The sequence below is a fragment of the Methylobacterium cerastii genome (genome assembly GCF_022179125.1).
Lineage (GTDB): Bacteria > Pseudomonadota > Alphaproteobacteria > Rhizobiales > Beijerinckiaceae > Methylobacterium > Methylobacterium cerastii.
Genome location: NZ_BPQG01000044.1, coordinates 1 through 22,725, shown reverse-complemented (window position 1 = coordinate 22,725; position 22,725 = coordinate 1). Strand labels below are relative to the sequence as shown.

General features: G+C 71.1%; 23 protein-coding genes and 2 pseudogenes. 17 read left to right on the top strand and 8 right to left on the bottom strand.

What is annotated here, in order from left to right:
* The first annotated feature begins 123 nt into the window (after positions 1-123).
* Positions 124-396 (top strand): hypothetical protein, encoded by a 273-nt coding sequence (locus tag MFF13_RS14160; RefSeq protein WP_147830762.1) that lies wholly within the window; start codon positions 124-126, stop codon positions 394-396.
* 102 nt (positions 397-498) lie between these two features.
* On the opposite strand, the gene MFF13_RS14155 is transcribed toward MFF13_RS14160, so the two are convergent.
* Positions 499-1,077: a TetR/AcrR family transcriptional regulator gene (locus tag MFF13_RS14155; protein ID WP_238272410.1), complete on the bottom strand. Its 579-nt coding sequence runs from the start codon at positions 1,075-1,077 to the stop codon at positions 499-501.
* Between the two features lie 168 nt (positions 1,078-1,245).
* On the opposite strand from MFF13_RS14155, the gene MFF13_RS14150 reads away from it, so the two are divergent.
* The 3 genes from MFF13_RS14150 (at position 1,246) to MFF13_RS14140 (ending at position 3,013) form a co-directional block, all read left to right on the top strand.
* The gene (locus MFF13_RS14150; protein ID WP_147830764.1) at positions 1,246-1,926 is read left to right on the top strand and encodes a PspA/IM30 family protein; all 681 of its coding nucleotides are present in this window, start codon (positions 1,246-1,248) and stop codon (positions 1,924-1,926) included.
* A 56-nt stretch (positions 1,927-1,982) separates the two neighbouring features.
* Complete coding sequence (locus MFF13_RS14145; protein ID WP_147729665.1) at positions 1,983-2,255, top strand: YiaA/YiaB family inner membrane protein; 273 nt, start codon at positions 1,983-1,985, stop codon at positions 2,253-2,255.
* A gap of 104 nt (positions 2,256-2,359) precedes the next feature.
* The gene (locus MFF13_RS14140; protein WP_147762145.1) at positions 2,360-3,013 is read left to right on the top strand and encodes a hypothetical protein; all 654 of its coding nucleotides are present in this window, start codon (positions 2,360-2,362) and stop codon (positions 3,011-3,013) included.
* A gap of 49 nt (positions 3,014-3,062) precedes the next feature.
* Here the strand turns inward: MFF13_RS14140 and MFF13_RS14135 are convergent, their stop codons facing one another.
* A complete protein-coding gene (locus MFF13_RS14135; protein WP_147831522.1) occupies positions 3,063-5,507 on the bottom strand; it encodes a penicillin acylase family protein in 2,445 nt (814 codons plus the stop codon).
* A 277-nt stretch (positions 5,508-5,784) separates the two neighbouring features.
* Positions 5,785-7,344, bottom strand: coding sequence for an acetolactate synthase large subunit (locus MFF13_RS14130; protein ID WP_147831545.1), 1,560 nt, complete (start codon positions 7,342-7,344; stop codon positions 5,785-5,787).
* A 225-nt stretch (positions 7,345-7,569) separates the two neighbouring features.
* On the opposite strand from MFF13_RS14130, the gene MFF13_RS14125 reads away from it, so the two are divergent.
* The 5 genes from MFF13_RS14125 (at position 7,570) to MFF13_RS26570 (ending at position 13,072) form a co-directional block, all read left to right on the top strand.
* Complete coding sequence (locus MFF13_RS14125; RefSeq protein WP_147831524.1) at positions 7,570-9,168, top strand: ABC transporter substrate-binding protein; 1,599 nt, start codon at positions 7,570-7,572, stop codon at positions 9,166-9,168.
* 243 nt (positions 9,169-9,411) lie between these two features.
* The gene (locus MFF13_RS14120; RefSeq protein ID WP_147831526.1) at positions 9,412-10,812 is read left to right on the top strand and encodes an amidase; all 1,401 of its coding nucleotides are present in this window, start codon (positions 9,412-9,414) and stop codon (positions 10,810-10,812) included.
* Between the two features lie 427 nt (positions 10,813-11,239).
* Positions 11,240-12,094, top strand: coding sequence for an acid phosphatase (locus tag MFF13_RS14115; protein WP_147831530.1), 855 nt, complete (start codon positions 11,240-11,242; stop codon positions 12,092-12,094).
* 7 nt (positions 12,095-12,101) lie between these two features.
* On the top strand, positions 12,102-12,794 hold the full coding sequence (locus MFF13_RS14110) for a TonB-dependent receptor domain-containing protein (protein WP_348643086.1): 693 nt from the start codon (positions 12,102-12,104) through the stop codon (positions 12,792-12,794).
* Positions 12,719-13,072, top strand: coding sequence for a TonB-dependent receptor domain-containing protein (locus MFF13_RS26570; RefSeq protein ID WP_348643087.1), 354 nt, complete (start codon positions 12,719-12,721; stop codon positions 13,070-13,072). Before MFF13_RS14110 ends, MFF13_RS26570 begins: the two co-directional genes overlap by 76 nt.
* A gap of 66 nt (positions 13,073-13,138) precedes the next feature.
* Here MFF13_RS26570 and MFF13_RS14105 read toward each other — a convergent pair whose 3' ends face one another.
* Positions 13,139-14,590 (bottom strand): diguanylate cyclase domain-containing protein, encoded by a 1,452-nt coding sequence (locus MFF13_RS14105; RefSeq protein ID WP_147831532.1) that lies wholly within the window; start codon positions 14,588-14,590, stop codon positions 13,139-13,141.
* Positions 14,591-14,814: 224 nt separating this feature from the next.
* Complete coding sequence (locus MFF13_RS14100; RefSeq protein ID WP_147831534.1) at positions 14,815-15,267, bottom strand: BLUF domain-containing protein; 453 nt, start codon at positions 15,265-15,267, stop codon at positions 14,815-14,817.
* Positions 15,268-16,008: 741 nt separating this feature from the next.
* Between MFF13_RS14100 and MFF13_RS14095 the strand changes: the two genes are divergently transcribed.
* Positions 16,009-16,542, top strand: a complete 534-nt coding sequence (locus tag MFF13_RS14095) for a cytochrome b (protein WP_147831536.1) — start codon at positions 16,009-16,011, stop codon at positions 16,540-16,542.
* Between the two features lie 16 nt (positions 16,543-16,558).
* Here the strand turns inward: MFF13_RS14095 and MFF13_RS14090 are convergent, their stop codons facing one another.
* The 3 genes from MFF13_RS14090 to MFF13_RS14080 form a co-directional block, all read right to left on the bottom strand.
* A complete protein-coding gene (locus MFF13_RS14090; RefSeq protein WP_147831538.1) occupies positions 16,559-17,098 on the bottom strand; it encodes a metal-dependent phosphohydrolase in 540 nt (179 codons plus the stop codon).
* A gap of 135 nt (positions 17,099-17,233) precedes the next feature.
* Positions 17,234-17,554 carry a hypothetical protein gene (locus MFF13_RS14085; protein ID WP_147762152.1) on the bottom strand — a complete coding sequence of 107 codons (321 nt, stop codon included), beginning with the start codon at positions 17,552-17,554 and terminating at the stop codon, positions 17,234-17,236.
* Positions 17,555-17,653: 99 nt separating this feature from the next.
* On the bottom strand, positions 17,654-18,271 hold the full coding sequence (locus MFF13_RS14080) for a TetR/AcrR family transcriptional regulator (RefSeq protein ID WP_187273751.1): 618 nt from the start codon (positions 18,269-18,271) through the stop codon (positions 17,654-17,656).
* Between the two features lie 73 nt (positions 18,272-18,344).
* Between MFF13_RS14080 and MFF13_RS26410 the strand changes: the two are divergent.
* The 7 genes and pseudogenes from MFF13_RS26410 to holA all read left to right on the top strand — a co-directional run.
* Positions 18,345-18,704, top strand: a pseudogene (locus tag MFF13_RS26410) (hypothetical protein); the annotation flags it as partial.
* A 100-nt stretch (positions 18,705-18,804) separates the two neighbouring features.
* Positions 18,805-19,374: pseudogene (locus tag MFF13_RS26405) on the top strand (aldehyde dehydrogenase family protein); the annotation flags it as partial.
* A 62-nt stretch (positions 19,375-19,436) separates the two neighbouring features.
* Positions 19,437-19,793, top strand: a complete 357-nt coding sequence (locus MFF13_RS14070; RefSeq protein WP_238272436.1) for an aldehyde dehydrogenase family protein — start codon at positions 19,437-19,439, stop codon at positions 19,791-19,793.
* A 33-nt stretch (positions 19,794-19,826) separates the two neighbouring features.
* Positions 19,827-19,973: a hypothetical protein gene (locus MFF13_RS14065; RefSeq protein ID WP_187273752.1), complete on the top strand. Its 147-nt coding sequence runs from the start codon at positions 19,827-19,829 to the stop codon at positions 19,971-19,973.
* On the top strand, positions 19,970-20,647 hold the full coding sequence (locus MFF13_RS14060) for an SDR family NAD(P)-dependent oxidoreductase (RefSeq protein WP_147831542.1): 678 nt from the start codon (positions 19,970-19,972) through the stop codon (positions 20,645-20,647). The genes MFF13_RS14065 and MFF13_RS14060 overlap by 4 nt, the downstream gene beginning before the upstream one ends.
* 178 nt (positions 20,648-20,825) lie before the next feature.
* Positions 20,826-21,386, top strand: a complete 561-nt coding sequence (gene lptE, locus MFF13_RS14055; protein ID WP_147762154.1) for an LPS assembly lipoprotein LptE — start codon at positions 20,826-20,828, stop codon at positions 21,384-21,386.
* 55 nt (positions 21,387-21,441) lie between these two features.
* Positions 21,442-22,470, top strand: coding sequence for a DNA polymerase III subunit delta (gene holA, locus MFF13_RS14050; protein WP_238272408.1), 1,029 nt, complete (start codon positions 21,442-21,444; stop codon positions 22,468-22,470).
* Positions 22,471-22,725: the final 255 nt, after the last annotated feature.

The following is a 22,725-nucleotide window of genomic DNA, read 5'->3' as shown; positions in this document are numbered from 1 at the left end:
GTGCGGTCTTCGAAGCCCAAATTCGTCGACACAAACTGAACTCACAACGTCGTGTTTCGACCATAGGTTGCGGGTTGCGACAAAAGCGTCTTGTATGCGGAATACCAGAATGCCTGCGGTCGCATGGCCAGTCGGAGGCGACCGTCGCTGCACACCGAGCCCAGCCAGATTCGGCAGGACAACGAGGACCTGAGCCGCCTCGCGGAGGCGCTCGGCGGCACGGTTCCGACGATCTTCGGCGCATCCGCCGTATCACGCGAGATGGCGGCGCTCAGCCAGCTTCTCCGGCTCTGGACCCTGCTGCCCTGCGATGCGAGCCGGGCCGACGCGGTGGAGGCCGTCCGCGGCGTCGCGCAGACGCGGGAGCGGGGCCGAGCGCTGGCGACCGCGCTTTGAGGTAGACCCGGCGGGTCCCGAGACGCGCACGTCGATGGGCCGGCTCATGAAGACCCTGGCAGCGGACCAAAGCGCCCCGATATTTTTCTAGGCGCCGCTCGGCTAGGCGCGGCTCGCGAGCCCCGTCGCCATCGCGCGAATCAGCAGGTCGAGCTGGGGGCCTACCACCGCGGGCGGCAGCGCCATCAGGCGCGCGTCGAGGCCGAGCATGACGATGCCGTGCGTCGCCGAGAACAGGCTGCGGGCCAGCAGCACGCGCTCTTGCGCCGAGAGGTCCGGGCGCAGAGCCTGCAATGGCGCCTCGATGCGGCGGAACAGGCGCGCCTGCTCGGCCACGTAGCCGTCCGGCGGGCGGCGCCCGTCCGCGAACTGGTGCTGGAACAAGGCGCGCCATCGCTTCCCGTGGCTCTGTGCGAAGGCAAGGTAGGCTTGGCCCAGCCGGACAAGTTCGTCCGCCGCATTCGTCACGTCGAACCCGCCGCCATCGGGCCCGAGAGCGGCCTCGAACAGGGCCAGCGTGCGCAGGTTCACCTCCAGGATCAGCGCGTCGAGGTCCGGAAAGGCGCCGTAGATCGCCCCAAGTGCGCAGCCTGCGTCCGCTGCGAGGTCGCGCGCGCGCAGGGCGCCCAAGCCGTCCTCGGAGATCCGACGCTCGGCCGCTGCGATGAGCAGTTTGCGCAAGGCAGCACGGCGTGCCTCCGCTTTCAACGGCTTCGCGTTGGCGTCTGCCCCGGTCACGCCGCGCCTCGCAACAACAATTTGTACGACGTGCAAAAACGCACTTGAACGCTGTTCATGATCGTGGGACACTCCTCTTGTGAACGATGTTCATACGGCAGGAGCCACACCATGCTCAAGTTGCTCAACATCCTGGCGCGGGGGAACGTCGCCCGGGCCACCGAAGACCTCTACGACCGCAACGCCTTGCTGATCCTCGACCAGCAGATCCGCGAGACCCGCGCCGCGCTGGAGCGGAGCCGCCGGGCGCTGGCCCTGGCGATCGCCGGAGACCAGGCCGAGGCCCGCCGCGCCGCCGAGATCGACGCCCGGGCCGCCGACCTCGAAGGCCGCGCCGTCGCCGCGCTCGGCGCCGGGCGCGACGACCTGGCAAGCGACGCCGCCGAGGCGATCGCCGAGCTCGAGGCCAAGCGCCGGGCGATCGCGGAAGCCCGCACGCGGTTCGCCGCAGAAGTCGCCCGCATCCGCGCCACCGTCGCCGACGCCACCCGCCGGCAGGCGGAGTTGGAGCGCGGCCGCCGGGTCGCGGGCGCCACCGAGGCCGTGCGGCGCCTGTCGGCGCAGACCGGCCGCGCCGACACGGCGACGCTGCGCGAAGCCGAGGCGACCCTGGCGCGCCTGCGCGCCCTCCAGGCCGAGGCGAGCGACACCGAAGCCGCGCTGACCGAGCTCGACGGCGCCGACATCACGGAGCGCCTCGCGCGCGCGGGGTTCGGCCCCCGCACCCACCCCACCGGCGGCGACGTGCTGGAACGCCTGCGCCGCAAGGCCGGCCTCGCCCCGGCCGCCTGACTCCTCGAACGCCCCAAGCCCATCCCCCTCCCCCAGCCCATCCTCAGGAGAGTGTCATGAACAACGAGACCACGCAGCATTCCGGCGCCTGGGTCACCTTCACCTATGCCGCGTTCCTCGGCTCGGCCGCGATGGTGGCCTGCGGAATCCTGTTCCTGCCGGTGGACATCTGGATCAAGGGCTACCTCGCCATGGGCGTGGTCATGCTGGTCCAGTCCTGCATCACAGCGACGAAGACGGTGCGCGACGTGCACGAGGGCCGCCGCATGGTGAACCGCATCGAGGACGCCAAGACCGAGCGCCTGCTGATGTCGGTCGGCAAAGACTGACGGGACACGGACCGACGCTTTGCTCGACCCGCGCGGCCCCCGGCCGGGCCGCACGGGTCGCAGATCCCTTCGCGCCCCACTCTTTCGCCAGCCGAGACGATCCGATGTCCGACCTCCAAACGAGCACGCCCGCGCCGCGCCGGCGCATCCCGATGCCGGTGAAGGTCGCCTACACCGCCTTCGTGGCCATCCTCGTGCCGACCTACCTGTGGTTCTACGGGCCGACGAACTTCCTGTATTTCTGCGACCAGTCGCTGCTGATCGCGCTGGCCGGGATCTGGTTGGAGAGCGCACTGCTGGTGGCGATGTGCGCGGTCGGCCTCGTCGCGCCGCAGCTGCTGTGGGTGCTCGACTTCGCCGGCACCGCCGTCGGCCGGCCGATCACCGGGATGACCGCCTACATGTTCGATGGCAGCACATCCCTATTCCTGCGCGGCCTGTCGGGCTTCCATGGCTGGCTGCCGTTCCTGCTGATCTACCTGGTCGGCCGGCTGGGCTACGACCGCCGCGCCCTGCCGACCTGGACCTCGCTCGCGGTCGTCACCCTGCTGGTGTGCTTCTTCCTGATGCCGCCGCCGAACCCCGATGCCGGCCTGACGCCGGTCAACATCAACTACGTCTGGGGCATGAGCGACCGCGCGGCGCAGACCTGGATGCCGGCCTGGGCGTGGCTCGCGGGCCTCGTGGTCGGCCTGCCGACCCTGCTGTTCCTCCCGACGCACCTCGCCCTGCGCCGCTGGACGCCGGCGGTCGCCTGAGCGACGCTGCCGAAACCCAACATCTCCACGATGTCCCCGACCCGGCCCCTCAGGATGAGGGCGAGGGGGCGGATGAACCATCGGCCGCGCCCGGCAGCAGCGTGATCACCGTCTCCGTCGCGGCGTCGATGGCGGAGCGGGAATAGAGCAGCGGGCGGTAGCCCCGCCGGGACCAGGGTTCGGCGTGGTCGGCGGCGTGCGGGCTGTCCGGGTGGCCCGACTGGCCGGGGGCGTTGACGAACAGGCCGGCATCCCAATCGCCGACGTCGAGCACCATCCGGAACGAGGCGCCGTGCGTCATCCGGAAGGTCTCGGGATCGTATTCGGCGTGCATCACGCAGGCCCCCGAACCGCCCATCGGCAAAGGCGGGATGTCGGGTCCCACAAAACCCGTCGCGGCGAGCGGGTGCGTGAACCGGGCGTGGTGCAGGCGGCCCCAGGCCCAGGTCGCCGGATCGGAGCCGAGGCGGGCGGCGCAATCCCGCCACGCCGCCGCCAGCGTCCGCTCCACCAGGGCGTCACGCTCGGCCCGGTCGAGGGGCGGGCGCGGGTCTTCCAGGCGGTCGAGCAGGGCTTGCGCGTCACCCGGCGGCAGCAGGCGGCGGGTGTCCGGGTCGGGGACGAGGGCCTGGAGCAGGGCCGGGCGCAGGTGGTGCACCCAGAACACCTCGACCAGGGCGGCGGCGCCCGAGGCCGCGTGCAGGTGCCCGTCGAAGGTCTCGAGCAGGGCGGCACCGAGGCGGGCCTCCGCCTCCGCTGGGGCGGCGAGCGTCGCGGCGAGGTGCGCGAGCCGCAGAGCCGGCTCGGAGACGTCGTCGCCTTGGAGCGCCTGCGAGTCGGCGAGCCCGTGCTCGGGCTGGTGCGCCAGCACCGTGCGGATGCGGCGCGCCCGCCACGGCTCGTGCCACTCGAACCCGAGTTTGCGCGCCTCCGCCGGGTAATCCTCGGGCAGGTTCATCTCGTTGGCCGAGTAGACGAAGCCGGCCTCGGGATCGATCCGGCTCGGCAGGTCGGCGGCCGCATGGAACCCGGCCCAGGCGTGGCGCCCGTCGCCCGGCACCGGCAGCAGGCCGTCCCAGTTCGTGCGGATCGGCGCCTTGCCGGCGGTGAACCAAGCGATCCGCCCGTTCACGTCGGCGTAGACCTGGTTGACGGAGGGCGCCGACCAATGGTGCAGGGCCGCGCCGAAGGCCTCCGGCGTCGCCGCGTCCAGATAGCCGAGGCTGGCGAGGTAGGCGGCGGCCCCGGGCTCGGACCAGACCGTGCGGACGGCGAAGGCGGTCTGTGTCGCGGCGTCCTCGCAGATCACCGGGCCGTGGCGGGTGAAGCCGAGGGTGACCTCCTCGTCGGCGCCGCCTCGCACGGGGATGCGCTCGCGCAGGCGGGTGATCGGCGCGAAGCCGCCCTCGAACCGGAACCGGTCCGGGTCGTCGGGGTCGAGGGCGAGGACGAACAGGTCCTCCTGGTCGAAGGGCGCGATGGTCAGCCCGAAGGCGGCGGTCCCGTTGTGGCCGATGCTGATGCCGGGCAGCGCCGGCTCGCCGGCCCCGATCACGTCGAGGCCGGGCGCGGTGAGGTGGACGACGTAGCGCAGCGACGGCAGCGCGTAGGCGCGGTGCGGGTCGCTCGCCAGGATCGGCCGCCCGGTGGCGGTGCGGGACGGCGCCACCGCCCAGTTGTTCGAGCCATCCCCCGGCGGCTCGGGCGCGTCCGCGGCCCGCTGGCGGCCGACCTTCCCGTGCGCGTCGACGTGAGTCCAAGCCCAGGCCGCGTCGCGGGTGGCGGCCAGCCGTGCCGGGTCGAACCCCACCGGCGCGGTGGCGAGGCGGAGCACGTCGAGGAGGTCGTCCGGCCACCGCGCCGGGTCGAGGTCGCCGAGCGGCATCGTCGCATGCGGCGGGCTGAGGCCCTTGCGCAGCGCGTCGGTCTCGGCGTCGGCCCGGGCCAGCACCCGGGCTCGGGCGACCTCGGAGGGCACGTTGCGCACCAGCGCATGGCTACGGATGCGGACCACGTCCTCGGGCGCCCACCGGCTCGGGCGCGTCCCCATGGTGGAAAATTCCGGCGGCAGCAGGTCGGGCCGCGCCTCCGTCAGGGCGACGTAGGCGTTCAGGCCGGCGACGAAGGCCTCGACGATGCCCTTGGTGCGCGGATGCGCGTAGGCCGCCCACTCGGCCGCCATGTCGCCGCGATACAGGAACAGCCGCGCCGCACGGTCCTGCGCGAGGTAGCCGGGCCCGAAGTCGGCGGCGAGCAGCCCGAGCCCGCGCTTGCGCCACAGGTCGAGCTGCCACAGCCGATCGCGGGCCGCGTTGAACCCCTGGACGCGAAAGGCGTCGGCGGCGCTCGCGGCGCGGATATGCGGCACGCCGTGCCGGTCTATCCGAATCTCGGCGGGCGCGGACAGGCCCGGGAGGGTGAAGGTGGTCACGCGCGTTTCCCTTGCGCCACCCCGTTCAGAGATGGCGTCGCAAGCAACGCGGAGCGCCGCCATCTGCGCGCATCCCCTCGCCCCGCCTGTGGGGAGAGGGCCGCGACGACCTCGTCATCGGCGCGGCGAGGTGACAGCCGAAGGTGAGGGGGCTTCGACGGAAGAGACTTCCTCGGCACCTCCCCCTCACCGCCGCTTCGGCTTCGCCTCCGCTTCCCGGCTGCACAAGGTGCAGCTGGGCCTCTCCCCACGTGCGGGGAGAGGGGACGGGCGCATCTCTCGGGCATCGGAAATCTGGCAGTGGCTGGAGAGACGTGTGCGACAGCGGTCTGCAAAACCCTCACAAAGCCACCTCGATCAGGAACGGCCCGCGGCAGCCCAACGACACGCGGAACACGTCTACGAAGTCGGCTAAGTTCTCGACCCGGCGGGCCTCCACGCCAAACCCTTTGGCGAGGCTGACCCAGTCGATCGCTGGGTCGTCGAGGGTCAGCATGCCGATCGCCTTGGGGCCGGGGTTGGTGGCGCCGACGTTGGTGAGCTCGTGGCGCAGGATCGCGTAGGAGCGGTTCGACCAGATCAGCGTCACCACGTCGAGGCGTTCGCGCGCCTGGGTCCAGAGCGCCTGGGCGGTGTAGAGCGCGCTGCCGTCGGCCTGCAGGGAGATCACCTTGCGATCGGGGCAGGCGACCGCGGCCCCCGTCGCCATCGGGATGCCCAGCCCGATCGCGCCGCCGCCGAGTTGGAGCCAGCTATGGGGCGCAGCCGCGTGCGTCTGCCCGAAGAAGTTGCGCCCGGTGGTGATCGATTCGTCGCAGACGATCGCACCCTCGGGGATCAGCGCGCCGAGCACCTGGCCGATTGCGGCGTCGGCGAGCGCGCCGGAGGTCGGCAGCTCCGGCCGCGGCCCGGCGGACGGCGCCATGCGGTCCGGCGCGACCTCCGCCGACGCGCCGACGGCCTCGGCAAGCCGCTCCAGCGCCTCGATCTGATCCTCCTCCGGGTGGGCCAGGACGATGGTCTCGGCGTCGGGCGCGCTGAGCAGGCTCGGCTTGCCGGGATAGGCGAAGAACCCGACCGGCGGCGTCGCGCCGACGAGGATGACGTGGCGGAAGGGCGCCAGCGTCTCGATCGCGGCGTCGATCGGGTAGGGCAGGCGCTCGATCGGCACCGTGCCGGCGCCGCGGTCGATGCGGGCGTTGGCGGCCATGGCCAGCAGCGTCGCGCCGGTCTTGTCCGCGATGCGCGCGGCGATGCGGCGGCCCTCGCCGCGCACCGCCCGGTCGGAGAGGTGCAGCACCACCGGCGCGCCCGAGGCCAAGGCCGCGACCGCGCGCTTCAGCGCGTCGTCGCCGGCCCGCGCACGCTCGGGGATGGCGGGCACGGGGGCGACGCCGGTGCCCGGGTTCCAGGCGGTGTCGGCCGGCAGGATCAGCGTCGCGATCCGTCCCGGCGCGGTCCGCGCCGCGGCGATCGCGTCGGCGCCGTCGGCGGCGATGGCCTCCGCGGTCGTGCCCATGCGCAGCCAGGCCGAGACCGGCCGGGCGAAGCCCTCGATGTTGGAGGTGAGCGGCGCGTCGTGGATGCGGTGATAGGTGGCGTGCTCGCCGACGATGTTGACGATCGGCGAGCGGGCGCGGCGGGCGTTGTGGAGGTTGGCCAGTCCGTTGGCGAGGCCCGGGCCGAGATGGAGCAGGGTCGAGGCCGGCTTGTCGGCCATGCGGGCGTAGCCGTCGGCGGCCCCCGTCGCGCCGCCCTCGAACAGGAACAGCACGCAGGCCATGCCCTCGACCCGGTCGAGCGCCGCCACGAAATGCATCTCGGAGGTGCCGGGATTGGTGAAGCAGACCTCGACGCCCCCGGCGACCAGGGTGCGGACCAGGCTCTCGGCGCCGTTCATCGTCTCTGCCAACGCGCTCTTCCCTCGTCTCGCCGTCCGGCGCCGCACGGCCCGGAGGCGCCATCGTGGCGCCGCGGAATAGGGCGGCGCAAGGCCTGGGCGCAACACCGCGCGGCACGGGCATCGCAACCTGCGATCGAGGATGCGGTCCCGTCGGCACCCGGGCGTCGGCGCGGGACTTGCCCGTGCCGGGATCTTCCCGCCCACCGCATGAGAAGCCCCACGATGATCGGCCGAACGCTCGCCGCCGTCACGCTGACCACCGCGCTCGCCGCCCCGCCGGCGTCGGCCGAGAGCGTCCTGCGCATCGCGATGACCGCGACCGACGTGCCCACCGCGACCGGCATGCCCAACAACGGCTTCGAGGGCATGCGCTTCCTCGGCTATCCGATCTTCGAGGGGCTGGTGCAGTGGGACCTGACCCGCACCGACAAGCCGGCTGGTCTGATGCCGGCGCTCGCCACCGCCTGGGAGCAATCCGCCGAGGACAAGCGGGTCTGGACCTTCCACCTGCGCGACGGCGTGCGCTTCCACGACGGCGAACCGTTCGATGCCGACGCGGTGATCTGGAACCTCGACCGGTACTTCAAGAACGACAGCCCGCAATTCGAAGCGCAGGGCGCAGGCATCTCCCGCGCCCGGGTGCCGATCATGGGCAGCTACAAGAAGCTCGACGCGCGCACGATCCAGATCACCACCACGCAGGTGGCCTCGTACTTCCCCTACATGGCGGTGTACCTGCTGTTCACCTCGCCGCAATCGTTCGAGAAGGCCGGCCGCGACTGGGCCAAGGTGCAGGCGGTGCCGGCGGCCGGCACCGGGCCGTTCAAGCTCACCAAGGTGACCCCGCGGGAATCGGCGGATCTCGCCCGCAACGACGGCTACTGGGATAAATCCCGGATGGCGAAGGTCGACAAGATCCGCCTGATGCCGATCCCCGAGGCGAACGCCCGGATCGCGGCGTTGCGCGCGGGCCAGGTCGACTGGATCGAGGTGCCGGCCCCCGATGCGATCCCGTCGCTCAAGGCCGCGGGCTTTGCCGTCACCACAGGCGTCTACCCGCATGTCTGGCCGTGGATCTTCAACGTCGGCGCGACGAACAGCCCGGTCAAGGACGTGCGCGTGCGCCAGGCGCTGAACTACTGCGTCGACCGTCCCGCGGTAGTCAGCTTCCTCAACGGCACGGCGGAGGCCGCCAGCGGCTGGTTCAACGACGGCAACCCGGATTTCGGCACCCCGAAGAACCGCTACCTCTTCGATCCGAAGAAGGGCAAGGCGCTGCTCGCCGAGGCCGGCTACACCGCCAAGAAGCCTTTGTCGCTGAAGATCATGATCTCGGCCTCGGGCTCGGGGCAGATGTCGCCGATGCCGATGAACGAGTTCATGCAGGAAAACCTCAAGCAGGCCTGCGACGTCGACGTGTCGTTCAACGTGGTCGAGTGGCAGATCCTGCTGAATTCCAGCCGCGCGCTGCCCGACGCGGCGAGCCTCCAGGGCTCGAACGCCCTCAACGTATCCTCGCCGACGTCGGATGCCGGCGTGATGGTGCGCTATTTCGCGGCCGACCGCTTTCCCCCGAACGGCTTCAACTTCCCGAACTGGACCGACGCGACCTTCGACAAGGCCCTGAAGACGCTCGCCGAATCGAGCGACCCGGCCGAGATCTCGGCCGCCACCAAGGCCGCGCACGAGCGCCTGGTGGACGACCCGCCCTGGCTCTACGTCGTCCACGACCTCAACCCCCGCGGCATGAGCCCGAAGGTGAAGGGGTTCGTCTCGCCGCAGAGTTGGTTCGTCGATTTGACGTTGGTGAGCATGCCGTAGGGATTTCGAACGACGCCGTGCCGTTGTCCCGGACGCCCGCAGCGCCAGCGGAGGGTGATCCGGGATCCAGCGAACGAAAGTGCCGCGTCAGCGGCTCGATACCCGGCGCGGCGAGACATTCGGACGCTTCGCGACGTGATCATGCTGGACCCCGGATCGGGTTCCGCTCCCGCTCCACCCGTCCGGGGAAACGCGCGCCTCCTGCAGTGCAAGACGACGAAGAGGACGACGGTGTCAGGCATCATGACGGATACGGGCGACGACCTCGCCGACCTTTCGGCGACCGAGCTCGCCAAACGCATTGCCGGCAAAACGGTGTCGCCGGTCGAGGCCGTGGAGGCGATGCTCGCGCGCATCGACGCCCGCGAGCCGAAGCTCCAAGCCTTCACCGAGGTCTTCGCCGACGACGCGCGGCTGGCAGCGGAGGGCGCCGACCGGGCGATCCGCTCCGGCCATTCGGTCGGCCCGCTGCATGGGGTGCCGATCGCACTGAAGGACCTGATCGACATCGAGGGCCGCATCACCATGGGCGGCTCGGCCGCCCACCGGGCGCGGCGTGCCGCCTGCACCGCCACCATCGCCCGACGGCTGATCGCGCAGGGGATGATCGTGCTCGGCAAGACCCACACGGTGGAGTTCGCCTATGGCGGCTGGGGCACCAACCAGCACCTCGGCACCCCGTGGAACCCGTGGGACCTCGAAACCCCGCGCACCCCCGGCGGCTCGAGTAGCGGCACCGGCGTCGCGGTGGCCGCGCGGATGGCGCCCTGGGGCATCGGCACCGACACCGGCGGATCGGTGCGCCTGCCGGCGGCGTTCTGCGGGTTGACCGGCCTGAAGGTCACCGTCGGCCGGGTCTCGACCCATGGCATCGTGCCGCTCAGCGCGACCCTCGACACCCCCGGCCCGCTCGCCCGCAGCGTCGCCGACGCCGCCCTGCTCTACGCGGCGATCTCCGGACCCGACCCGCTCGATCCCGCGACCCGCGGCATCCTGACCGCCGACCCGTTCCCGACCCTGCATCGCGGCGTGCGCGGCCTGCGCCTCGCGCGGATGCCGGAGGCCGAGCGCACGGGCTGCTCGGCCGAGATGCTTTCCGCCTACGACACCGCCCTCGACGTGCTGTCCGGGCTCGGCGCGGAGGTCGTCGACCTGGCGCTGCCGTTCCGGTTTTCCGACCTCGTGGCGATGAGCGGGATCACCAACGCCGAGGCCTACTTCGTCAACGGCGCGCTCGCCGAGGACGCGGCCGCCCCGCTCGGCGACGCGGTGCGCGCGCGCATCCTCGGCGGCCGCAGCCTGTCGGCCCAGGACTACCTCGCGACGCTCCAGCGCCGCGACGCCCTCAAGCGCGACCTCGCGCTCGCCTGGGAGGGCGTCGACGCGATCCTGACGCCGACCACCGAGACCGCGGCGGTGCCGCTGGCGGAGGTCGACGAATTGCACATGCCGTCCCGCTTCACCCGCTTCGCCAACCTGCTCGACCTCTGCGGCCTCAGCCTGCCGAACGGCTTCTCACAAGACGGCCTGCCGCTCTCCCTGCAGATCGTCTGCCGCGGCTACGACGAGGCCATGGCGTTGCGCATCGGGCAGGCCTTCCAGGGCGCGACGGCGTGGCATCTGCGAGCGCCGACGGGGTTTTGAGGGGGGGGGCATCGTTCCTCTTTCCGGACGTTGGTCAGAGCGGCGCGTGTCCGCCCCCGGCGGCCAGCGCGCATCCCCTCGCCCCGCGTGCGGGGAGAGGGCTTGGCCGACCTCGTCGTCGGCGAAGCGAGGCGGCAGCCGAAGGTGAGGGGGTGCCAACGGAGGAGCCTCGTCCGGCACCTGCCCCTCACCGTCGCTTCGGCTTCGCCTCCGCTTCCCGCAGGCACGACGAGTTCCCGCAGGCACGACGAGGTGCCTGCGGGCCTCTCCCCGCCTGCGGGGGGGGGTCGATCGGCCCGCCCCCCGAATTCCCCGCTCCCGTCGGCACTTGCCCGGGTCCCGACCGGAAAAGTCGCGCCGCCGTCGTATCCCGTTCAGGGTCGAGGCGTTAAGGCTTGGGCCTCGCCCGCCCCGGAGGACGGACCCGATGCCGCGTTTCCCGACTGCCCTGGCGCTCCTCGCGCTCCTCGCATCCGCGGCCCAGGCCGAGACCACCGCCCAGACGCCGGCCCCGGCGGCGCCCTCCGTCGCCGCCGACCCGGTGCGGCCCGACAAGCCGGCGCACAAGCCGTACCTGACCGGCGCGGGCGTTCCCGACACCGTCCAGATCCTGCCGGCGCCGCCGGCCAGCCACTCGACCCTGGAGGCCGCCGACCGCGCCGCCTTCAACGCGACGCGGGCGATGAAGGGCTCCGCACGGTGGGAGATGGCCGCCACCGACGTGGCCGAGGGCGCGGCCGCGATCCTGGAAACCTTCGCCTGCGTGCTCGGCACCCGCGTCGACCAGGCCCGCGTGCCGGCGGTGATCACCCTGTTCGAGCGCGCGCGCCTCGACATCGCCGCCGGCACCCGCGGGCCGAAGGTGCATTACCGGCGCCTGCGCCCCTTCGTCGGCAACGAGGCGCCGATCTGCGTGCAGCGGACCCAGGCGCTCGCCGACAGCTTCAGCTACCCGTCCGGCCACGCCACGCAAGGCTGGGCCTATGCCCTGATCATGGCCGCCCTGGTGCCCGAGAAGGCCACCGCGATCCTCGCCCGCGGCCGGGCCTACGGCGAGAGCCGCGTCGTCTGCGGCGTGCACTGGATGAGCGACGTCGCCGCCGGGCGCACCAACGGCTCGGTGATCTTCGCCGCGCTGGTGGGCGACGCAGGCTTCCGCGCCGACTTCGAACGGGCGCGGGTCGAGCTTTCCAAGGTGCTCGCGGGCGAGCGCAAGGCGCCGGACCAAGCCTTCTGCGCCCGTGAGTCCGAGGCGGTGAACGGCCCGGGCCTCGAGTTCTAGATCTGGTGTGCATGGGTCCATTCGCTGCAACCGCAGCGTGCTCGAGGTCGCCCATGCCGGCCTAGTCCGCCCGAATTACGAGGCGCAGTTCATTGCCGAGCCGTCCGTCGTCGTCGCGTCGCGGACGATCCAGGAGCAGGTCGGCACCTACGTACAGGACCAGGCCAGGATCGGCCGCCTGATCCTCACGCTGACCGGGCGCCACGACACCGTCGCCTCGCGCGTCGACGTGCCGTCGATGGCGACCACCTTCAAGGACGACCGGAACGCCTTCACCGGCCGCGCCGCCGCGAGCTATCTCCTAACCGACCAGTTCGTCCCCTACGTGAGCTACGCGACCTCGTTCGCGCGGCAGCTCGGCCTCGGCCGCAACAACGCGTCCTTCGCGCCGACCCAGGGCGAGCAGGTCGAGGGCGGCATCAAGTTTAACGTGCCGGGCACCAGCGTCTTCCTGAACACCGCCGTGTTCGACATCCGGCAGACCAACGTGCTGCGCCCCGACCCGGTGTCGCCGCTGATCTTCCAGGCGGCGGTGGGCGAGGTGCGCTCGCGCGGCGCCGAGATCGAGGCGGTGGACAAGTCGGCCCGGGCTTCAACGTCACCGCCGCCTACAGCCACGTCGACATCCGCACCACCAAGAGCCCCGGCAGCCCGGACACGGTGGGGCTCGCCCTGTCCGGCATCCCGGCCAACGCGGTGAAGGCGTTCGCGACCTACGCGATCCCGCCGGGCTTCGACCTCTTCGGCCTCATCTTCGGCGGCGGCGCGCGCTTCGCCGGAACCAGCCCGGCCAACGACGTGCCGGGCACCTTCCGGAACTCCACCGTGACGCTGTTCGACGCCGTGGCCGGCTACGACTTCGCCAAGCTCGACCCGCGGATCGCGGGCATGCGATTTCAGGCCAACGTCACCAACCTGCTCGACCGCAACGACCAGAGCTGCCAGGCGGGCTTCTGCTACCGCGGCCAGCCGCGCTAGGTCATCGCCAGCCTGATCTACCGCTGGTAGACGCCGACGCGGCGCGGCCCGAGACTAGGACCGCGCTCAGGCGACCTGCCGCGAATCCGGCTTCACCCGATACGTCTGCGCCGTGCCCTTCCGCGTGCGCTTGGCCGCGTAGAGCGCCGCGTCGGCGTGGCGCAGGACGGCGTCGCGGTCGTGCGACGCTTCGCTGGACCACGCGATGCCGACCGTTCCCGTCACGCGGGCGATGTGGCCCTGTCCATCCACGACGATCTCGAGGTCGTGCAGGAGGCGCCGCACCATCCGGTCCAGGTCCGTGCGAGCTAGGTTCTGGGGGACGACGACGGCGAATTCGTCGCCACCCAGGCGCGCCGGAAAATACCGCTCGTAGCCGGCTTTGCGCAGGCGCTCGGCGACGCGGCGCAGCACGGCGTCGCCCGCCGCATGCCCGAGGGCGTCGTTCACGCCCTTGAAGCCGTCGAGATCGATCAGGAGGACGCCGACGTCGCCGTCGGCGGCCCGCGCCTCGTGCAGCCGCGCATCGAGGACGCGGTGGAACTCGGCCCTGTTGGCCAGCTGCGTCAGGTCGTCGGTGCGGGCCTGGTGGCGGAGCCGCGTCTCCAGCCCGTGCCGCTCGGTGATGTTCTGGATCAAGCCGATGAGGGCGGCGGGCTTGCCCTTGGCCAGCTCGATCTCGCAGGAGCATCGCACGCGCCGGATGTTTCCCTTGGCGGTCACGAGGTCGGCCTCAAGCTCGAACGGCTCGCCGGTGTCCAGGGTGCGCATCACCGCGGCCCTGAACGCCGTGCGATCGGGCTCGGGGAAGGCCTCCATGACGTCGCCGTCCGGCTCGGCGCCGCCGACGGGCAGCTCGTGGATGGCGAAGACGCCGTCCGACCAGGACAGGGACCGCTTCTCGATGTCGTAGCGGTACGATCCCATGTCGGCCATGCGCTCGGCCCGTTTGAACTGGCGACGCTCGCGTTCCAGGCGTTCGACCGCCATCCGGTGCTCATCGGCCACCTCCGCGGCGCGGACGGCGAGGGTCCGGGCTTCGATCAGGGCTTCCGCGACGCAGGCCAGCTCGGTGAGGATGTCGAGGTCGGCAGGCGTCGGCGCGCGGGGCTGCTCGTCGAGGACGCAGAGCGTCCCGACCGTGACCCTTTCGCCGTCGGGGCGCCGGACGCGGACCGGGACGCCGGCGTAGTAGCGGATGTGCGGTGCGCGCGTGACGAACAGGCTCGTCGCGAAGCGCGGGTCGAGGGTGGTGTCGGCGACGATCAGTGGCGCTTCGGTCTCGAACACGATGGGACAGAACGCCTGGGCCCGCTGGGTCTCGGCCGCCAGGGGTCCGCAGCGCGCCTTGAACCACTGCCGCTCCGGGGCGACTAGGGTGATCGAGGACATGCCGGTTCCGAGCATGCGTTGGGCGAGCTTGGCGAGGGCGTCGAACTCGCGCTCGGGCGGCGTGTCGAGGAGGTCGATCTCGGCGAGCGCCTGTTGGCGCAACGCCTCGCGCTGTGTGTCCGACATAAGTCCCCTGAAGCCCATGCGCAGCCCCGCTCGGGCGGGGGTGCCGTCCCGTGGGATACGACGACAGGTTTAATCGAGCGTGACGTTACGCAACGTCCCATCGAATTCGGCGGTGCCGGAGGCGCCACCGCACCGGCAGCGTTCGTCGCGATGCCTGTTCGGCCCACCGCAAGGTTTCCGGCCTCGACGGCGCGCGGGCCGCCCCGAGCGGGTGCCCGTCGCCTTCAGCTCGCGAGGCGCATCCCTTGACGCCGCGCCTGGTCGAACGCCTGAAGGTCGAACGCCAACGCGATGATCTGGCTGCTCTTGAGACGGGCCGGCTCGATCGCGCTTCCGACCCCGTGCTGCAGGTAGACCTCCTCGACCTCCGGTGTCCGCATCGCGCCGCCCATCGTCCAGTTCGGGAACGAGCGCGTCGAGACGTTGCGGGCATCCGCGACGGTCGCACCGGTGTGCCGAGGGTCCCGCGCGATCCGGTTGTAGGTTTCGCCGACCTGCGTGCGATCCCCCTCGAGGATCTGGATGAACCAAGTCTTGTCGAAGATCAGGAAGCCGGTGATCCCGTCACGGCAGTTGTTGCGTTGCGAGGCCGAGACGATGTCGCGAAGGTTCGTCAGCATGGCGCGGTCGCCGCCCGGAACGGTGTTGCGGCTATAGTAAATGAGCTGGTGGATCATCACACTCTCGACTTCGACGGCGTCTATCTCAGTCCCCGGCGCAGACATCCTCGCGCCGGTTCGTATGCATAATGCAGCCGGCCGGGTTTGGTTGTGTTTGGATTGGGCAACGCTCTCGACGGGGATAACAAACCGCTAACGTTGATGCGGTTCATAAATCCTTCCTTCATTCGAACGCACCGCAGACCCTCCGGACTTCTTCAATGACCGCGATGGGCCGGCATGGGCATTTGCCGGAGCGATGGAGCGACCGCCGCAAACCGGGCCTGTGCCCGTGCCTGGTTCACCAATCCGGATCGATGATCCGGGTCCGGGACTGCGGGCGCGCTTTCGGTCTCGGCAGCGATGGCGTGGAGGCCGACATCCTCGACGCGCGAACCGGCGACGAGGGCGAAAGCTTTGGCCGCGATCGCAGCCGGCTTCGGACCGGTCGTTCGACGGCAGAGCCTGGAAATGGAAAAGCCCCGTTCGGTTGCAACCGGAGCGGGGCTTCCCAATGACGAGGGGACGGCGTGCATCCCCTCGTGATCCATGCGTGGCCCAGGATCGTTAACGAATGGTTACCGGCCTCGGAGGCCGACAGACGTCGGCATCGCGACACGCCATCCCGTGCCTGCGCGCGTGATCGATGGTACGGCGTTTCGTCGCCTCGACCGCGGAGCCGCGGATGCGGTCTCATGCGTGCATCGCCTTCGCGAAGCCGGACCGTCCGGGGCGACGCACGGGTCGGAAGGATCTGAGATGGCGCGGTGGCTCGACACACCGGAGCGGTATGGGCCCGTCAGCCGTGGATTCCACTGGCTCATGGCGGCGCTCTTCGCGTGGCAGTTCACAGGCGCCCTGCTCTATGTCGGCATCGGCGACACGGCGCTGACGCGCTTCGTCGGGAGCAGCCACTTCACCTTGGGCTTCACCCTGTTCGTTCTCGTGCTGCTGCGTGGGGCTTGGGGGTTGGCGAACCTGCGTCGGCGCCCCCCGCATCCGGGCCAGGCCGGGCGGGCGGCGGTGGCGGGCCATGCGCTGATCTACGCACTGATGGTGATCGTGCCGGGAATCTCGCTGCTGCGTCAGTACGGGTCAGGCAAGGGGTTCTCCCCCTACGGCATCCCGCTGATGCCGGTTCGCGACGAGAAGATCGCCTGGATGATGATCCCGGGCGACCTGTTCCACTATTGGCTCGGCTTCGTCCTCATGGCGGTCGTCCTCGGCCACGTCGTCATGTCGGTGCTGCACCGCGTGTTGTGGAAGGAAGACGTCCTGGCGCGGATGGCGTGACCGGGACGCCGGGGCCTCAGGCTCGTCCGCGATCCTGCCAGCCCTTCGCGCGGGCGGCCGCGCGCAGCGACGCCATCGACGGCTCGTACTTGGCCAGGAGCCGGGCCTGGGTCGCCGCGTCCAGCTTGGCCAAGCGGTCCGGGTCGGCGTTGTCCTCGTTGTCGGAGAGCTTCACGAGGATGGCGGGCAGCGAGGCATGCACGACGATGCCCGCGATGAAGTCGGGATACGGCGTCTTCGCAAGGTTCGACAGCGTGGTGACGCCGTGCACGACCCGCTCGGAGAAGCCCTCGGCCAAGAGGTGGTCGCCGTCGTAGGGCGTGTCCTCGATCACGTCGTGGAGCCAGGCGACCTGAAGCAGCTCGCACACGGTCTCGCTCGAAAGGATGCCGGGGAGGCCGGCGAGCTTCGCGCTGGCTCGGCCGACGACGCGCACGAGGTGGGTGACGTAGGGATCGCCCGCCTTGTCCGTCTGCGTGTCGTGGACGGCGCGGGCGAACGCTTCGGCGTCGCTCGCCGTCCTGCGTAGGGGGCGAAGGAGGAGGGGCCTGGTCATGGCGCCAACCCTACAAGCTTCGCGTCGAGGCTGGCTACGACGAGCGATGGCGACGATCGCACGGCCGTGACGGCGCTCGCCGAGCGCCGTCGGCATCGTATCGCGTGCCGAACGCATCTCGGCGATCGGCCGGCGTCAGGTTCGACGCACGCCGTACCGCTCGGCGAGATCGAGAAGGTGATGGCCGTGGATGGTGCGGTCCGCCCGGTTCACGACGACGGCCAGGAACAGGTCTCCGACATCCGTCCCGATCAGCACCTGATCGAACCGGCCGGCCGCGTCGCGGTAGACGCTGGTCACGTCGAGGATCTCCGTGGCGCGTCCCAGCGGCAGCGCGATCGCGTCGACGTAGGGCCAGACATCGACGACCGCCTCCGCGGTCGCCGTCATGTTCCGCATCGGAGCGGAAAAGCAGGTGGCGAATTCGTCGGCGGAGAGGAGGCGGGTCGCGGCCATCACCTGTTCACGCCTCGCGTCTCGGTGCGGCCCTGACCCTGCCACGTCCGAGCGAAGCGTGACCCGCGCCCTCCGCCCGCCCAACCCGCCGGCGACCGGTCACGAGCGGCTCGCGTTCGCGCGGACGCCGACCATGAAAGTCGCGGTGAAGGTCGTCACGACCTCGAACGGATCGATCGGGCCGCCATGCCCCTCGATCCGGTCGTCGAGCAGCAGGGTGGCGATCCCGTGCACCATCGACCACAGCGCCAGCGTCTCGGCGACGGCGGGCTCGGGCACGCCGGCCGTCAGCACCCCGGCCCGCACCATCGCGAACACCCCGTCGGCCGCCGCCTTCAGCTCGACGTACTGGGGCTTGGCGAGGTCCTTGCCCATCATCAGCCGGAACACCGCCGGCTCCGCCAGGGCGAAGCGCAGGTACATGTGACCGATCGCGGTCACGCGCGCGGTCGGATCCTCCGGGGCGATGGCCTCCTCGTAGAGCGCGCCGAGCCTCTGGAATCCGCCCGCCGCGATCTCGGCCAGCAGCGCCTCCCGGTTCGCGAAATGCCGGTAGGGCGCGTTGTGCGAGACGCCCAGCGCCCGCGCCACCTCGCGCAACCCGACCTCGGCGATGCCGCGCTCGACCAGGATGCGCTCGGCCTCGACGCGCAGTGCCGTCTTCAGGTCGCCGTGGTGATAGGCCGAGCCTTTTCCCAGTCCCCGCCGTTCCGCCATCCGCATCGGTCCCGAAATAGTCCGCCACTCATGTTGACGCCGCCAACTTACTCCATATGTTGGCGCCATCAACATGAAGACACCAAGGACCGACCCAGCGCAGAATTCAACCCCTCCCGGTGCCGCAGCGGAGGCCGTACGCCTGATCGCCGCGCAGAAGGCGGCGTTCCTCCTCGACATGAACCCGCCGCGCTCGATCCGCGTCGACCGGCTCAACCGCGTCGAGGCGATGCTGAACCAGCACGGCGCCGCGTTCGCCGCCGCGATCTCGGCGGACTTCGGCACCCGTCCGGACATCGTCACGGTCATGGCGGAGATCACCCCGGAGATCGCCGCGGTGCGGCACGCGCGCAAACGCCTCGCGCGCTGGTCGAAGCCCCGCAGCGTCGGCGTCGAGATGGCGTGGCGTCCCGGCACCGCGAAGGTGATTCCCCAGCCGCTCGGCGTCGTCGGCATCATCGCGCCCTGGAACTACCCGCTCCAGCTCGCCCTCGCCCCCCTTCGTCGCGGCGCTCGCCGCCGGCAACCGCGCCCTGATCAAGCCGTCCGAGCTGACGCCCCGCCTGAGCGCCCTGCTCAAGGCCAAGGTCGCCGAGTACTTCGACGCCGACGAGGTCGCGGTCGTGACGGGCGGCGCCGAGGGCGCCAGCGCCTTCTCGGCGCTCCCCTTCGACCACCTGCTGTTCACCGGCTCGACGCCGGTCGGCCGCAAGGTCGCCGAGGCGGCCGCGCGCAACCTGATGCCGGTGACGCTGGAGCTGGGCGGCAAGTCGCCGACGATCATCGATCCGTCGGCCGACCTGACGAAGACCGCCGAGCGCCTGACGTTCTCGAAGTTCCTCAACGCCGGCCAGACTTGCATCGCGCCCGACTACGCCCTGATGCCGCGCGCCATCCAGGCCGGTTTCGTCGAGGCGATGAAGGCGGCGATCGCCAAGCAGTACCCCACGGTCGCGGGCAACGCCGACGACAACACCATCGTCAGCGACCGCCATGCCGACCGCCTGCGCGGCCCGATCGAGGACGCCCGCATCAAGGGCGCGACGGTGGTCACCGTCGGGTCGGCGGGCGACGACCGACGCACCATCGCCCCGACGCTGATCCTCGACGCGACGCCCGCGATGGTGGTGATGCAGGAGGAGATCTTCGGGCCGATCCTGCCCCCATCGTCACCGCCGACACCCTGGAGGCGGCGCCGGCCTTCATCCATGCGCGCGACCGGCCGCTGGCGCTCTACTGGTTCGGCAACGACCGCGCCAAGCAGAAGACGGTGCTCGCCCAGACGATCTCCGGCGGCGTCTGCATCAACGACGCGATGGGCCACTACCTCCAGGAGAAGCTGCCCTTCGGCGGCGTCGGCGCCTCCGGCAGGGGCCACTACCACGGCGAGTACGGCTTCAAGACCTTCTCCAAGGAGAAGCCGGTCTTCGTGCAGTCGCGCTTCTCCGGCGCCTCGATGGTCTACCCGCCCTTCACCGGCTTCTCGCGCAGGTTCGTCAACTTCCTGCGGAAGATGGCCTGATCGATCTCGAAACACCCGACGCGGAGAGATGCAATGAAGGCCTACCTGACGAAGTGGGTGCCGCCCCGCGACGACTTCCTGCCCACCATCACCGAGCATGAGAAGGCGCTGTTCCAGCAGCACGGCGAATGGCAGGCGGACTTGCGTGAGCAGCGCCTGATCGTCGCCCAGGGCCGGTGATCGACCCGGCGGGTAGCTACGGCGTGGCGCTGTGGGAGGTCGCCGACGACGCCGACATCGCGGCGCTCACGGCCGACCTCACCGACGCCTCGGCCCTCGAGGCGGTCGCCGAACGCCTTCGGACTGGCGCCGCGATCGACATCCTGGTGAACAACGCGGGCTCGACCCTGCCCGGAGGCGTCGTCGGGGCCGACCTCGCGGCGATGGACCGCCTGCTCAGGCTCAACGTCACGGCTCCGACGATGCTGGCTTCGGTCGCCGCCACCGGCATGGCCGCGCGCGGCGCGGGCGCCATCGTCAACATCGCCTCGGCCCTGGCCTTCATCCCGGACCTGTTCCCCGGCATCTATTCCGCGACCAAGTCCTACCTGCTGACCTTCTCGCGCGGCCTGGCCGCCGAGGTCGGCCCGCGGGGCGTCTACGTCCAGGCCGTGGTGCCGGCCGCCACCCGGACGGAGCTGTGGGAGCATGCCGGCGCCGACGTGAACCGGATTCCCGGCGTCATGGACGTCGACGCCCTGGTCGACGCCGCCCTGGTCGGGTTCGACCGCAAGGAAGAGGTGACGATCCCGGCGATCCACGACCTGTCGGCCTGGGAGGCGCTGGAGCCCGCCCGCGGCGTGCTGGCGTCTGGCTTCCAACAATCCGAGCCGGCGCCCCGCTACCGCCCCTGACGAATGCCGGCCCGAGACCCGTCGGCGGCTCCGGCCGTCGACATCCCGGGCCGAAGGCCTATCCAACTCCCGCCGCAGACGAATCGTAAGGGAACCGTCGTAGGGTCGTGGCGCCGGGCCGTTCGCTCGCGCTAAAGAACTCCAGACGGTGTCGGACGGTGGCGGGCTGATGAGGCGGATGGCGGACACAACGATCGGGACCGCGGCGGCACGCGCCGCGATGCGGGCGGCCCGGCTCGCCTGCGTCGCGGGCTTGGCGCTGAACCTCTCGGCCTGCTTCCGCCCGCTCTACGGGCCGACGGCGTCGGGCGAATCGCTGCCGGCGCTGCTCGCCGGCATTCAGGTCGACGACATCGCGATGGCGCGCGACCAGGAGCGCATCGGGCACTACCTGCGCAGCGAGCTGATCTTCGCGCTCGACGGCTCCGGCCAGCCCGGGCCGAAGCGCTACCGGCTCAAGCTCCAAGGCAGCGAGTCGGTGCAGACGCCGATCGTCTCGACCACCACGGGCCGCGCCGAGGCCGGCACCATCGTCGGCGTGGTCAAGTACAGCCTGGAAAACCTCGACGGCACCAAGATCATCACCGAGGGCGTGGCGACCTCGACGGCCACCTACGACCGCTCGGTGCAGCGCTTCGCCTCCCTGCGCGCCGCCCGCGACGCCGAGATCCGCCTCGCCTCGGTCCTCGCCGACCAGATCAAGACCCGCCTCGCCTCGGTGCTCTCGGCCAAGCCGTGAAGTCGCTTCAGTCGGAGCGCTCCGCCCGGACGCCTCGGCGCACCGGAGACCTCGCGTGACCGCGGTCAAGGCCGGTGAGATCGAGGGGCTGCTGCGGCGCGGGCCGGACCCGCGCACGCCCGTGATCCTGCTGTTCGGCCCCGATACTGGGCTCGTCGCCGAGCGCGCCAAGCAGCTCGCCGAGGGCTTCGTCACCGATCCGGGCGACCCGTTCGCGCTGGTGCGGATCGACGGCGACGCACTCGCCGGCGATCCCGGCCGGCTGGTCGACGAGGCCGGCACCGTCGGGCTGTTCGGCGACAAGCGCGCGATCTGGGTGCGGCCGACGAGCCGCCCGATCGCGCCCGCGGTCGAGGCGCTGCTCAAGGGCGAGATCCAGGGCACGCGCATCGTGATCGAGGCCGGCGACCTGGCCAAGGCCGCCCCCTTGCGCACACTGTGCGAGAAGTCGGCCAAGGCGCTGGCGATCCCGTGCTACGCCGACGACGCCCGCGCGATCGCCGACCTGATCGACCGCACCCTGGAGGGCCGCGGCCTGCGCATCGACCGCGACGCCCGCACGCTGCTGGCCGAGAGCTTGGGCGGCGACCGCCGGGCGAGCCTCGCCGAGATCGAAAAGCTCGCGCTCTATGCAGCCGGCAAAGGAAGCGTCGGCCTCGACGACGTCGAGGCGGTGGTGAGCGATGTCGCCGGCAGCCAGCTCAACACCCTGATCGACGCCGCCTTCGTGGGCCAGGGCGACGTGGTGGAGCGCGACGTCCGCCGCTTCCGGCACGAGGGCCTCGATCCGTCGGCGATGCTCGGCTCCGGCCTGCGCCACGCCCTGCAGCTGCTCGCCGTCCGAATCGAGGAGGGCGACAAGGCGCCGAGCCTGATGGTCGCGAGTTGGCGCGGCCTGCACTTCAAGCGCAAGGGCAGCATCGAGACCCAGCTCGCCCGCTGGAGCCCGAACGCCCTGCGCCAGGCGGTGCAGATCCTCCAGGAGGCGATCCTGGCCTGCCGCCGCTCCGATCCGGGGCTGGCCCACGCCCACGCCTCCTCCGCTCTGCTGCGGATCGCGACGCAGGCGGCGCGGCGGCGCTAGCAGCACTGCTGCAGAAGTCTGGCGTGGCGCTCGATTTGGATCGTCAGGGCTGTTTTTCGAGATCAGCCCACCTCGACGCGGCTCGATCCGCCAGCTTCGATGGTACTCCAGGTCGCGGGCTGCGTCTCGGCCCGGCCTGGGCCGCTCTTCATGCGCGAGCCTCGGCCAGCAGCTTGGGCAGGCGCACGAGGTTGTAGGCGGCGGCCGCGAAGGTGAACAGCGCCTCGACCTTGACTCGGCCGCGCAGCTTGACCT